We start from the raw sequence: 12,609 nt of genomic DNA, 5'->3' as shown, positions 1-12,609 counted from the left end.
CGTCAACTATGCGCGGGACAGGCCATCGATGAGCGCCGTCAGAACGGCGCGGTAATCCTCGGCTGAAGCACCCGCCTCGATGGCCAGCGCCGCGCGGTCGAAAGCCGAGCCGAGCAGGGCCGTCAGCGCCTCCGCCGGCAGCTTTGTCATCGACCGTGCGCGCATTGCCGCGACAAGGCCTTCGCGCAGCGAGCGGTTGCCGTGGCGGTTGTCGATGGCATCCATCTCGGCGCGGCCGAGCACGGCCGGGCCGTCGAGCAGCAGGAGCCGCGTGCGGCCGGGCGCGCGCATAGCGGCAAGATAGGCATCTGACCCGGCAATCAGCGCATCGCGGGCACTGAGCGAGGGCGGGGAGGCGCGGTCGATCTCCCGCGCCACCGCCGCGGCTTCCTGCTCGACCACGGCGGCGAAAAGCGCCTGCTTGTCGGCAAAGTGGTGGTAGAGCGCGCCGCGCGTCACGCCGGCGGCGGCGACAATCTCCGGCGTACCGGTCTCGGCATAGGATTTTTCCGTGAACAGCTTGCGTGCCGCCGCGATCAGATCGGCGCGCGTCGCCTCGGTGCGGTCGCGGTTCGAGCGGCGGGTGGATCCCTGTTGCATACATGCAGCCTGTATGTTAATACGATTTACATGCAGACTGTATGTTAATTGACGGGAGAAGGCAAAGATGAAGACGACGAGCTACTATCCGGTGCTGATGACGGGCGATGTCGCCGGCACGGCGGCCTTTTATGTCAGGCATTTCGGCTTCCGGCCGCTGTTTGAAAGCGACTGGTACGTGCATCTGCAATCGGCGGATAACAGGCGCGTCAACCTTGGCATCGTCCAGGGAGACCATGAGACGATCCCGGAGGAGGGGCGAGGGCGGAGCTCGGGCCTGCTGATCAATTTCGAGGTTCGCGACCCCGATGCGGTCTATGCGCGGATCCTGGCTGCCGGCCTGCCTATCCTGCGAACGCTGCGCGACGAGCCATTCGGCCAGCGTCACTTCATCACCAGAGATCCCAACGGCGTGCTGATCGACATCATCAAGCCGATCCCGCCCAGCGAGGAATTTCTGGCGCAGTATGCGCAGGGTGCCGCGGGGGTTTGATCCTCGGCCAAAATCGGCGGGGGATGACGCGGATACCATTACAATTGCTTGTAATTTTCAAAGATGCCGATAGTACCGCGCCGATTCAACTTCCGGCATGCAATAATCCTTGCGGAAAACTTCTTTGCCTGTTGTATTGTCTGAATAATGGTGGGCGTCGGGGGAAGCCATGGCCACGGACTTCAAGACGGTTCTGCGGTCGGAATATCGTTCGATCATCCAGCGCCGCAAGAGACTGGGCGTGGAGGTTTCGAACGACGCCAGCGGCGGCAAGCCCGATTCCGTGCCCAAGCGTGATCCAGCCTGGTTGTTCGGTGTCGCGCTTTCAGGCGGCGGCATAAGGTCGGCTTCATTTTGCCTTGGGGCGTTGCAGGCGCTCGACCAATACAAGCTCACACCTCGCATCGACTATCTGTCGACCGTGTCGGGTGGCGGCTATATCGGATCGGCAATGGTCGCCGACATGACGCGTCAGGAACTCGAGCAGGCGAGGACGGGCAAGGACGGTCAGCTCGATTTCCCCTTCGCCTCTGGCGATGACGTACATGACAACGAGCTCGTCGGCCACATTCGCGACAACAGCCGTTTTCTGGCGCCGCGCGGCTTTCGCGACATTACCCTGTCGATCGGTATCCTCATGCGCGGCTGGATGGTTAATTTCCTGCTGCTGCTGACCCTTGTCCTGCCACTGGCGACATTCGTCATCCTGACCAACCCGACCACCGGCCATCTCGGGCACAGCATCGTTCTCGACGTCGCCGACTGGCTGTTGGGAGATGACTGGGGCAAGACGGGATGGGGTGCCAGCTTGCGATCGATGATCGCCAATCCTTTCGTGCTGTCTCGCTCGGCCCTGGTGATCTTCGCCGTCTGGTTGGTTGGATGGGGGCTGCGGCGATCCTATTCCGACAGCTACGCCACCGCGCGCAAAGGCGAGCACCTGGAACAGGACAGCCTGTGGGCCAAGGATGGCCGCACCCTGCTGCTGGTCACGGCCAGCCTGTTCCTGATTGAAGTGCAGCCCAAGATCATCCTGTGGCTGATCGAGGTGACCTCGCCGAAATACGGCCACCGGCAGACCACGCTGGAAACGCTCAAGGCGTTGATCACGGCCGCGGCGGCCATTGTCACCGCAACGGCGGCTTTCAGGGGCCTGTTGATTTCCTGGGTGCAGAAGGCGCTGAATTCTCCGAAGATCGGGCACCAGATCCGTGGTTATCTGGCGCGGGCGGCATTCCTGGCGCTGGGGCTTGCCTTGCCCTTGCTGATCTACGGTTTCTTTCTGCTGATCACGCTCTGGGGCATAAAATTATCTCCGATTCTGGTCAGCGGCATCGATATATCTTCGCTCTCGATCTTCGGCATCGATGTACCGTGGATATTCGGCCGTGCCACCGGTTATGCCTATGGCCCGACTTGGCTAACCGCCAACAGCCACCTCCTGTTCACCGTCCTGGTCGTTTGCATGGCGCTGTTCCTCGTGGGGCGAACCTTCGCGGTCCGCTATCTGGCCGACGATCTCGAGCCCGGCAGCTCACCAGCTTCTTTGCCGCGATGATGCATGACTACAGCGGATCCGTGGTCGTCAAGGTGCTGCTGGCCCTGACGGGTTCAGCCGTGTTCGCGGTGGCCGCCAGGAAGTCGGGAGGAGTCTGGCATCCGGACGAATTCACGGTGTTGCTCAACTACCTAGCCATCACCGCCATCGTCATAACGGTGGCCTTCAATTTCACCGAGAATGCCAATGGCCTGCACCGTCTCTACCGCGACCGGCTGCGGTGGGCGTTCCAGCTCGGCGGCAGTGAAGGGATGGCGGACATCGGGTTGAAGGATCTCGGCGTGAAGGCGCCTTATCTCCTGATAAACGGCACCTTGAATGTCCGTCACGCCAGGCAGGTCGCCGATCCTCCGAGAAAGTCTTTCACCGCCAGCGCCATTCGATGGCTGGGAACAAAGATAGCCGCGGCCATAAGGTTGCGGGCCTGGTGGGGCGGGCCGGATATCGTCCAGCCAGACCGCCGGCCTCCACCACCGGCGGCTAAAAGTCCGACAGGGGTCGACCCGAGCAAACGGGGACGCAACGCCGAATTCTTTCTGTTTTCAAAACATTTCGTCGGCAGTGAATCCACCGGGTACGCGCGCTCCAAGGCGATGGTCAAGGAAGAGGGGCAACTGGACCTCGCGGCGGCCGCGGCGATCTCGGGGGCCGCCATTTCCTCGAGCATGGGGCGCATCAGTCTCGGCCTGCTCGGGCCGACACTGGCCTTGCTCAACCTGCGGCTGGGATTCTGGCTGCCCAATCCGAGTGGGAAGGCGTTTGAGGACAGGCGCGCGAGACCGGCCTTGTCCGCGGCCGAGGAGGATACTCCCCGGCGCAGCTGGGAGGACATTTTGCGGCTGTATCTGCTGGCGGAGGCGACAGGGCAGTTGAGGTCGGACAGTTCGCGCGTCTACATCACCGATGGCGGCCATATCGACAATATCGGCCTCTACCAACTGCTCAAGCGCAGGTGCAAGCTGATCATCGTGGTCGACGCCGAAGCCGATGCCGGCATGAATTTCGGCGCTTTCACCGATGTCCAGCGTTTCGCCAGGATCGATCTCGGCGTACGCATCTCGCTCGAGTGGCGACCGGTCAGGGATGCCGCGCTGGCGCGTGACGCCAACCGCACCAAGATCGTCCCGCCGGACTCGGAGCTGCATCTGCGGCATTTCGCCGTGGGCAAGATCCTCTATGAGAATGACCCGGTCGAAGGCATCCTGGTCTATGTCAAGGCGTCGGTGACCGGTGACGAGCCCGACTACGTCCTGGATTACGAACGTCGATACCCGCTTTTTCCCAATGAACCGACAAGCGATCAGTTCTTTTCCGAGGAGCAGATGGAAGCCTACCGCGCGCTTGGATTTCATGCCATGCGCGTGGCTCTTCGCGAGCGGCAGCAGACCGCCAGCACCCAAGGCCTGGACAGCATGCAGGCAAGCCTGGTCACCTTGCTCAAGATGCGTCTGGGCAATCAGGGACAGGAGATCAGCTAAGGCAGTGGGCGGGCCGGCAGGTTCGCCCGCCGTGTCGGATCGTCAGCTCGCGCGTGCCACCGGCGTCACCACCACCTGGCTGACGCCCGTGCGGCGCACCACCGTGCACAGGGTCTCGCGGCCGATGCGCTCGGCGTCGAGCATGCGTACGAGGTCGTCGACGCCGGTGACCGGGCGACCGTCTATCGCCGCGATGATGTCGCCTTCCTTCAATCCTGCCTTGGCGGCCGGGCCGTCCTTCTCGACGCTGCGCAGGCGCACCGCCGTGCTGGTCGAGACTTGCGACAGAAGGGCGGCGCGGCGCGGCAAATTGGTGGTGTCGGCGGAAACGCCGATGAAGGCGCGCCGCACGCGGCCGAAGCGGATGATCTCGGAGATGACGAATCTGGCGGTGTTGGAGGCGACGGCGAAGGCAATGCCTTGCGCGCCGTGGATCATGGCTGTGTTGACGCCGATCACTTCGCCCGCCGACGACACCAGCGGGCCGCCGGAATTGCCGGGGTTGAGCGCGGCATCGGTCTGGATGACGTCGTCGATCAGCCGCCCGGTCGAGGCGCGCATCGAGCGGCCGAGCGCCGAGACCACGCCCGAGGTAACCGTCCATTCGAAGCCGAGCGGATTGCCGATGGCAATCGCGATCTGGCCGCGCCGCAACCGCTTGGAATCGCCGAGCGGCGCCACATCGGCGAAGCTGCCGTCGGCGCGCACCAGGGCGATGTCGGTGTCAGGGTCGCGGCCGAGCACGCGGCCCTCGCTGGAGGCGCCGTCCGGCATCGAGACGCGCACCGTCCTGGCGTCGCCCACGACATGGAAATTTGTGACGACCAGTCCGTCCGGCGCGATGACGAAGCCCGAGCCGTGGCCGCCCTGGCCGCCAATGCGTTCGATGCGGCAGACGGCCGGGCCGATGCGGTCGACCGCGTCCGCGACGGTCGAGGAATAGGCATCGAGCAAGGTCTCGTCGGGTTCGAATTTGGCGGCGGCAAGGGCCATGGAAGGGCTCCGTGTTCTCAGGCGTAGAATTGACTATTTTCCCGTCTGTGTCGTTCTCCCAAAACCGCTGAGCACTTTTGGGCGACACGCACTATATGTGCGGAGCGGTCGGAAGCGCCGCGACCTGACCAGATGGCCAGTCCAGCCAGCAACTAGCCGTCAGGCGAGTACCTGCGAGCGCGCCGTCGAGCGATATCTGGGACATGCAAGAAACCCAGGAGACCCATATGAGCGACTTCAATCTGAGCGCGTTTTCGGACGCCATCGCCGATCTGGCCGCCAAGGCGGCTCCCGCGACGGCGAGTTTCGCCACCCATCATCACCGCACGGCCAGTGCCTTCCATTGGGGCGACGGTTATTTCGTCACCGCCGAGGAAGCCGTCGAGGCCGGCGAGGAGATCGAACTGACGCTGGCCTCCGGCGAGACGGTGAAGGCCGAACTGGTCGGCCGCGATCCATCGACGGGCGTCGCCCTGCTGAAGCCCACGGATGCGGCCACCGCGCCTGTGCTTGCCAAGGCCGATGCCGTGCTGCCGGGCAACATCGCCATTGCCATCGGCAGCAGCCAGGGTTCGGCACTGGCTGTGTCCGGCTCGGTCGGCGAAGTCGGCCCGGCCTGGCGCTCGATGCGCGGCGGCACCATCGACCGGCGCATCAACCTGGCCGTCGGCACCGGCGGCCGCTTCGAGGGCGGCCCGGTGCTGGACGCCAAGGGCGCGCTGATCGGCATGCTTTTGTTCGGGCCGCGCGGCCGCGCGCTGGTCATGCCCTACGAGACGATCGAGCGGGCCGTCGCCACCTTGCGCGAAAAGGGCCATGTCGCACGCGGCTATCTCGGCGCCGGCCTGCATCCGGTGCGCGACCGCGACGCGAAAGGCGCGATGGTCATGAGCCTCGACGACAATGGCCCGGCCAAGGCCGCCGGCCTCTCGCTCGGCGACATCATCGTGGCGTGGAATGGCGAGGCGGTGCATGGCCCGCGCGAACTGATCCGCAAGCTCGGACCCGACAGCGCCGGCGTTTCGGTGACGCTTGGGGTGGTGCGCGGCGGCGAACAGCGCGATGTCCGGCTCACCGTCGGCGAAAAGCCGTTGAGCTGAGAGCAATGATGGAAACGCTGGCCAGCGACCGCATCAGGAGCGACAGCGCCGCCTCGCGGCGGCTGGTGGTGCTGGTCGCGCTTGCCGATGCCGCGCGTGCCGAGCGCCTGGCGGCCTCGCTTGCCGCCAGCGACGACCTGTTGCCGGTCGTGGCTGGCGGCGCCAGGGCCGACGTTGCCATCGTCGACGACAGGAGCGGTGATGCCGTGCCGGCCTCGCTGCCCCGGGTGCTGCTCTCGGCGCGCTCTGGCGGCGAGCGGCCCGCCGGGGAGGTGTTTGCCGTCATGCCCGCCGGCGCCGACGACCTGCTGATCGCCGCGGCGGCGCGGCTGGCGGCGGCCGGCTATCGCGTCTCGGGCGATGGCCGCACGCCCGGACATTATGGGGATTTCCAGGCCGGAGATGGCGAGCCGTTCGAGGATGAGGTTCTGGACGAACACGCCGCCCGCCCGGCATTGTCGCCACGCGAGGCGGAGGTGCTGGCGTTGCTTGCCGAAGGGGCGCCCAACAAGGTCATAGCGCGGCGGCTGAACATCTCGGTTCACACGGCGAAGTTCCATGTCGCCGCGATCCTGATCAAGCTGGGTGCGGCCAATCGCACGGATGCCATCGCCATTGCGATGCGGCAGGGGCTGGTTCTGGTCTGATAGTGCTCAGACCGCCGCTTCGATGTCGGTCAGACGAAAGTCATCGCCCTTGAAAAGCAATGGCATGGCTTCGAGCCTCGCCGTGGCGTATGCGATGCAGTCGCCGAAATCCAACGCCGCCGGGTGCCGGCCCTTGCCATAGCGCAGGAAGGCCTGGCGGGCGACGGCGGCGTGGTCGGCGGTGAAGGGGATTGTCTCGATCGAGGCGGTGCGCAGGAAGCTGTCGAGACGATCCAGGATTTCGTCCTGCCTGCCGCCCGCGAGCACCATCGTCGTTTCGAGAAAGGTTGGCGCCGCCAGCAGCCGTCTCTTGGCCTGCGTGATCGCGAGCACGAATCGTTCGAAGCCGGGCTCGGCACGCAGTATGGCGACGAGAGCCGAGGAATCGATAATCATTTCGTGCAGATTCCGAACTCGTCGTAACCGAGGATTTGGTCGTCCGTCATCGCATTTTCGCGTTCGGGGATTTTTCCCGCGCTGTCGGCAATTGCCATCAGCCGCTGAAGCAGGTCGCTTGCTTCGTCACGTGGCACCAGCCTCTCGCGCGCAACTTCGCGCTCAAGGCTCTGACGGATAGCCTCCGTCACGGACACGCGTCGGCGATGGGCGAGTTCGCGCGCCAGCTGCTCGACTTCCATATTCTTGATCGATAGCGCCATTCTATAATCTTCCTATTTGTATAGAATATATACCCGCGTGCCTGCCAGTCCAAACAGTTTTTGCATTCCCAACCTGGCCAGCCTCCGCTGCGTCACCATGGCTTCCCGTCGCAAGCTCTTGTATCCCGCCGCAGCGCGGGCAAGGATCGTGCCGGCGAAAAGAGTGCAGGGAGGCGCAAGGAAATGTCGCTCAAGGGAAAGACGCTGTTCATCTCCGGCGGGTCGCGCGGCATCGGGCTGGCGATCGCGCTGCGGGCCGCGCGCGACGGCGCCAATGTGACGATCGCGGCCAAGACCGCCGAGCCGCATCCGAAGCTGCCGGGCACCATCTACAGCGCCGCTGAAGAGATCGAGCAGGCCGGCGGCAAGGCGCTGCCCATGCTGTGCGACATCCGCGAGGAGGCGCAGGTCGCCGAGGCGGTCGCCAAGACTGTCGAGACATTCGGGGGCATCGATATCTGCGTCAACAATGCCAGCGCCATCCAGCTCACCGGCACGCTGGAAACCGACATGAAGCGCTACGATCTGATGCATCAGATCAACACGCGCGGCACCTTCCTCGTTTCCAAAATGTGCATTCCGCACCTGAAGTTGGCTAAAAATCCTCACATCCTGAATCTGGCGCCGCCGCTAGACATGAAGGCCAAATGGTTCAAGAACCACGTCGCCTACACCATGGCCAAGTTCGGCATGTCGATGTGCACGCTGGGCATGAGCGCGGAATTCGCCAAGGACGGCATCGCGGTCAATTCGCTGTGGCCGATCTCGACTATCGACACGGCCGCGGTGCGCAACTTGCTGGGCGGCGCCACCGTGGCGGCGATGAGCCGCTCGCCCGACATCATGGCCGATGCCGCGCATGCGATTTTCATGCGGCCGTCGCGCGAGGCGACAGGCAATTTCTACATTGACGAGGAGGTGCTGCGCGCCGAGGGTGTCAGCGACTTTTCCCCCTATGCGCCCGGTGCCACCGGCCCGCTGGCCGGAGATTTTTTCGTGCCGGACGAGGTGTTCGCCAATTCCGATACGAAGATCAGGACAGCCTTCTAGAGCGGTTCAGTGTTTGATGGAATCTCTGACCCGCTCTAACTTCTTGTTTTTACGCAATCCCCAAGGGGAAGCGCCACGCGCTTCTCCCGGGAAAACCGCTAAGCCCTTTTCCTGGAATTGCTCTAGAAATGCCTGGGATAGTCCATACGCTGATGCAAAATGCGCACGACGTTGATGGATCCTTGGCCCATTCGTAGAAACACCACGTGCGACCCGACGGCATACTTCAACAAGTCTGGACGGATATTCGAGGCGCTTTTCGCGATCGTTGGGAATTGATCCATAAGTTTGATCACGGAGTGGATGGTGCGGATATAAGCCTCCGCTCGCTCCGCTCCCCATTCACCTAACGAATGGTCCCAGATGGCGTCCAGGTCTGCTTTCGCTTTCGGCGAAAACCGGACGGTTCGCTTCACCGATGTTTCTTGGACTTGAGAAAAGCCTCGACGTCGAATGGCTCGGGATCGCCAGACTTGTCCCCCTCATCGATAGCAGACCGAAGCTGCTCCAGCCTCAGTTCCTGTTCTTCCAAAAGACGCAAGCCTGCGCGAACGGTTTCGCTGGCTGAGCCGAAGCGGCCGCTCGCGATCTGTCGCTGGATAAAGGCGTCGTACTGATCACCCAATGTGATGGACGTGTTCTTGGGCATCGCGAAATCCTCGATACCAATAGATGGTATCAACTCGTCCGAAAATTGACAAGCATTGAAGCGCGGCCTCTCATCACACCTCCTCCTTCTTGCCTTTGCTCAGGCCCATCAGCCGGTCGATATAGGCCAGCATCAGCGCCGAGACGACGAAGGCGAGATGGATGATGGTCAGCCACATCAACTGGTCCGTCGAATAGGAGGACGAGTTGAGGAACACCTGCAACAGGTGGATGGAGGAAATGGCGACGATGGTCGAGGCGACCTTGACCTTCAGCGAGCCGACATCGATCGTGCCCAGCCAGTGCACGCCGCCCTCGCCAGCCTGGGCGTCGAAGCGGCTGACGAAGTTCTCGTAGCCCGAGATGATGACCATCACCACAAGCGAGGCGACCAGGGCCGCGTCGATGAGGCCGAGCATCTTCAGGATGGTGTCGGTGTCGCCGAGCAGGAAGACGGTGGTGATGAACTCGTAGAGTTTCTTGAAGAACGACAGCGCGTAGACGGCCAGAGCGAGGCCGAGCCCGATATAGAAGGCGACCAGCAGCCAGCGCGAGGCAAGAATGATCGATTCGATGGCGAGTTCGAGACGCTTCATAGGTTGGTTCCGCTGGGTTCTCTTGTCCGTCGGCGCGTATTTCGGTCACCCGGCGCCGGTTTGCAAGACAAAATCAGAAGCAAAAAACCCCGCCGGAGAGGGGACCCGGCGGGGCTCAATGCGTCCCGCTGGAGTCGGGACGGGGCAGGGAACGCCCAGCCCTGAATCTGGGGTAGGCGGCTTCGCTATTCAATGAGCGGCGCCTGACGCCTGGACAATTCTTGTTGAACCGGGCAGCTGAAGGCAAGAAGGACCCACCCCGGTGAGCCGGCATGGGTCCTTCTTGCCGATCTGATTCCAGAGGCCGCCTCAAGCCTCTGGAAAAGCAGACATTTGACGGACCATGATCCTCTCGGAAAAGCGGCTTTCGCTTTTCACGATCATGGTCAGTTGTTGCTGGCCACCGGCGCCACCAGCGAGGTGATGCGGCGGATGGCGACGCGCCGGTTCTCGCGGTTGGGCGCCGAGGTGTCGACCTTCAGATACTCCTCGCCATAGCCCTGCGTCGTCAGGTTCTCGGGCGGAATGCCGAAGGCATTGGTCAGCGCTTCGGCAACCGCTTCGGCACGGCGATCCGACAGAGCAAGGTTCGCCTCGGGCGTGCCGACGGCGTCGGTGTGGCCCTCGATCAGGAAGGTCTCGGCCGGGTTCTTTTTCAACAGCTTCTCCATGGCGTCGGCGACACCCTGGAGCTTCTGCACCTCGGTGTCGGAGATCGAGGACGAGCCGAATTCGAAATTCAGCGTGTCGAGGTCGATGCGCCGTGCAATGTCACGCACGCGAGCCGAACGCTTGACCTCGTTGATCGAGTAGAGACGCTGCACTTTCTCCACCGGCGGCTGTTCGAGGAAGGTGTAGTAGTCGTCGGGGCTTTCGACATCCTCGGAATCGAGGATGTAGTCCCGGCGCGGGATGGTCAGCCGCATCGGCGGCAGATCATCGCCGGGATCGCGCCAGTCCTCTTCGTCCTGATAGCTGCGCTCGTCGACATAGCTCAGCACATATTCGCGACCGTCGGGTGCGATGCGCGACCGCTGCAGGATGTCGCCGTAGCGGTTGCGTATGGTGACGATCCGGAAGCCATTGTCGCGCTCGACCGTCTCGCGCGTGCGGCCTTGCGGCAGGTCCTCGTAGTAGACATCCTTGGCGCCGCGGGTCAGGCGCGGGCGATCGTTGCTCTGGACGAACGTCTGGTCGTTGAACTGGACGATCACCCGGTCGCCGATCTCCTTGAGGACGTCGACGCCCTTGGGCCGGCGGCGGTCACGGATGTCCTCGTCAGGCGCGCGCTCGAGCCGCTTGCCCTTCTCCTGCGTCGCCGGGACGATTTTTTCCGTCTTGATCGCCTCCTGGGCTGCCCTGTCGTCGGTTGGAGGCGGACCCTGATCCACCGGCGCCACTACCGGCTTCCGGCCCTCGTCACCGCCCTGCTGGGCGTTTTGCGCACCATTTTGCTGTCCACCGTTCTGCTCTTCGCCATTCTGGTTGGCGGGCTGGTTGGCTGGGTTGCGGCCGTTCTCGCCACGACCCTTGCGCCTGGCATCCTTCTGGCTATCGAGGATGGGGGCGGCATTCTTGTCGGCGGGCGCTTCGCCCTGAACCGGGTTTTCGCCCTGGACAGGCGCGGCCTTCCCATCGGTAGCGGACCCACCGGTAGCGGGCTGCTCTCCCGTCGGCTGTTCGCCGGTGGTGGGCTGCCTACCGGTCGCAGACTGTTCCCCGGTCGCGGGCTGCTCGCCATTCGCGGGCTGTTCGCCAGCCGGTTTCCTGCCGTGTTTCTTCGTCTTGTCCTGGGGCTGCTCGCCTTGGACCGGCTGTTCGCCGGCGGGGGCCGGTTCAACCTTCGGCGTCGCTTCGCCCGCGGGAGCCTCCTTCGGGGTCGGGGCGGTCTCCGGCACGGCGGCCGGCGCCTCGTTCTGCTGATCCTGCTTGTGTTTCCTGCCGGGCTTGGTCGGCTGGTTGTCGTTGGCGGGTGCGGCCTCGCCGGCGGGCGCCTGCTCGGTTTGCTGCTGCTGGTCGCGCTTCTTCTTGCGTGGCTGCTGCTCGTCGGTGGCGGGAGCCGCCTCGCCGGCCGGCGCCTGCTCGGTCTGCTGCTGCTGATCGCGCTTCTTCTTGCGCGGCTGCTGTTCCTCGGTGGCTGGAGCGGGCTGCTCGGCGGCCGGCGCCTGCTCGGTCTGCTGCTGCTGGTCACGCTTCTTCCTGCGCGGCTGCTGCTCGTCGGTTGCAGGTGCGGCCTCGCCGGCCGGCGCCTGCTCGGCCTGCTGCTGCTGGTCGCGCTTCTTCCTGCGCGGCTGCTGCTCGTCGGTTGCGGGTGCCGCCTCGCCGGCCGGCGCCTGCTCGGCCTGCTGCTGCTGGTCACGCTTCTTCCTGCGCGGCTGCTGTTCCTCGGCCGCTGGAGCGGGCTGCTCGGCGGCCGGCGCCTGTTCGGTCTGCTGTTGCTGCTCGCGCTTCTTCTTGCGCGGCTGTTCCTGGTCGCCCTGCCCCTGGTCGGTGGGCGTGTCCTGCGCCAGGATGATCAGCGGTGTCGCGCCGCGTTGCATGGGGCCGAACGCGGCTGTTCCCTGCAGCGGGGTTGCGCCTAACGGCGCGGACGCCATCAGCAGGCCAAGGGCTGTGCCTGCCAGAATCCGGGATTGGCGTTTCATCGAAATTCTCCTTGTGGGGTCCCATCCTTGCCGAAACCGCTTCTAACGAAATTGGTTCCGGTTGCCCATCGTTAGGGGCCGTACGGGGCGATTGGCCGGCCTTTTGAAGGCAAATTCGTGTCATTCGGCCGGGTTACCGCCG

14 protein-coding genes are annotated in these 12,609 nt (G+C 64.0%); 6 read left to right on the top strand and 8 right to left on the bottom strand.

The window, feature by feature from the left end; all coding sequences use genetic code 11:
* Positions 1-6: 6 nt before the first annotated feature.
* Positions 7-600: a TetR/AcrR family transcriptional regulator gene (locus LB564_RS29350; protein ID WP_224542582.1), complete on the bottom strand. Its 594-nt coding sequence runs from the start codon at positions 598-600 to the stop codon at positions 7-9.
* Between the two features lie 67 nt (positions 601-667).
* Between LB564_RS29350 and LB564_RS29345 the strand changes: the two genes are divergently transcribed.
* From LB564_RS29345 to LB564_RS29335, 3 genes are all read left to right on the top strand, one after another.
* Positions 668-1,093, top strand: a complete 426-nt coding sequence (locus tag LB564_RS29345) for a VOC family protein (RefSeq protein ID WP_224542581.1) — start codon at positions 668-670, stop codon at positions 1,091-1,093.
* A 169-nt stretch (positions 1,094-1,262) separates the two neighbouring features.
* Positions 1,263-2,651, top strand: a complete 1,389-nt coding sequence (locus LB564_RS29340; protein WP_224542580.1) for a patatin-like phospholipase family protein — start codon at positions 1,263-1,265, stop codon at positions 2,649-2,651.
* A complete protein-coding gene (locus tag LB564_RS29335; protein ID WP_224542579.1) occupies positions 2,648-4,129 on the top strand; it encodes a hypothetical protein in 1,482 nt (493 codons plus the stop codon). Before LB564_RS29340 ends, LB564_RS29335 begins: the two co-directional genes overlap by 4 nt.
* A 42-nt stretch (positions 4,130-4,171) precedes the next feature.
* Here LB564_RS29335 and LB564_RS29330 read toward each other — a convergent pair whose 3' ends face one another.
* Positions 4,172-5,122 (bottom strand): S1C family serine protease, encoded by a 951-nt coding sequence (locus tag LB564_RS29330; protein WP_224542578.1) that lies wholly within the window; start codon positions 5,120-5,122, stop codon positions 4,172-4,174.
* Between the two features lie 227 nt (positions 5,123-5,349).
* Between LB564_RS29330 and LB564_RS29325 the strand changes: the two genes are divergently transcribed.
* Positions 5,350-6,222: a S1C family serine protease gene (locus LB564_RS29325; RefSeq protein ID WP_224542577.1), complete on the top strand. Its 873-nt coding sequence runs from the start codon at positions 5,350-5,352 to the stop codon at positions 6,220-6,222.
* A gap of 8 nt (positions 6,223-6,230) precedes the next feature.
* Positions 6,231-6,869, top strand: coding sequence for a helix-turn-helix transcriptional regulator (locus tag LB564_RS29320; RefSeq protein WP_224542607.1), 639 nt, complete (start codon positions 6,231-6,233; stop codon positions 6,867-6,869).
* A gap of 6 nt (positions 6,870-6,875) precedes the next feature.
* On the opposite strand, the gene LB564_RS29315 is transcribed toward LB564_RS29320, so the two are convergent.
* Both LB564_RS29315 and LB564_RS29310 read right to left on the bottom strand, forming a co-directional pair.
* Complete coding sequence (locus LB564_RS29315; protein ID WP_224542576.1) at positions 6,876-7,265, bottom strand: type II toxin-antitoxin system VapC family toxin; 390 nt, start codon at positions 7,263-7,265, stop codon at positions 6,876-6,878.
* Positions 7,262-7,528 (bottom strand): type II toxin-antitoxin system VapB family antitoxin, encoded by a 267-nt coding sequence (locus LB564_RS29310; protein ID WP_224542575.1) that lies wholly within the window; start codon positions 7,526-7,528, stop codon positions 7,262-7,264. The genes LB564_RS29315 and LB564_RS29310 overlap by 4 nt, the downstream gene beginning before the upstream one ends.
* 183 nt (positions 7,529-7,711) lie before the next feature.
* Between LB564_RS29310 and LB564_RS29305 the strand changes: the two genes are divergently transcribed.
* On the top strand, positions 7,712-8,578 hold the full coding sequence (locus LB564_RS29305; protein WP_224542574.1) for an SDR family oxidoreductase: 867 nt from the start codon (positions 7,712-7,714) through the stop codon (positions 8,576-8,578).
* 122 nt (positions 8,579-8,700) lie between these two features.
* Here LB564_RS29305 and LB564_RS29300 read toward each other — a convergent pair whose 3' ends face one another.
* The 4 genes from LB564_RS29300 to LB564_RS29285 form a co-directional block, all read right to left on the bottom strand.
* Positions 8,701-8,994, bottom strand: a complete 294-nt coding sequence (locus LB564_RS29300) for a type II toxin-antitoxin system RelE/ParE family toxin (protein WP_224542573.1) — start codon at positions 8,992-8,994, stop codon at positions 8,701-8,703.
* Positions 8,991-9,227 (bottom strand): type II toxin-antitoxin system ParD family antitoxin, encoded by a 237-nt coding sequence (locus LB564_RS29295; protein ID WP_224542572.1) that lies wholly within the window; start codon positions 9,225-9,227, stop codon positions 8,991-8,993. The genes LB564_RS29300 and LB564_RS29295 overlap by 4 nt, the downstream gene beginning before the upstream one ends.
* A 73-nt stretch (positions 9,228-9,300) precedes the next feature.
* Positions 9,301-9,822, bottom strand: a complete 522-nt coding sequence (locus LB564_RS29290; RefSeq protein WP_224542571.1) for a TIGR00645 family protein — start codon at positions 9,820-9,822, stop codon at positions 9,301-9,303.
* A gap of 386 nt (positions 9,823-10,208) precedes the next feature.
* Positions 10,209-12,467: an OmpA family protein gene (locus tag LB564_RS29285; RefSeq protein ID WP_224542570.1), complete on the bottom strand. Its 2,259-nt coding sequence runs from the start codon at positions 12,465-12,467 to the stop codon at positions 10,209-10,211.
* Positions 12,468-12,609 lie beyond the last annotated feature (142 nt).

This window comes from Mesorhizobium sp. ES1-6, assembly GCF_020164775.1.
Taxonomy (GTDB): domain Bacteria; phylum Pseudomonadota; class Alphaproteobacteria; order Rhizobiales; family Rhizobiaceae; genus Mesorhizobium.
The sequence above is the reverse complement of the archived record's forward strand: the minus strand, read 5'-3'. Positions and strand labels throughout refer to the sequence as shown.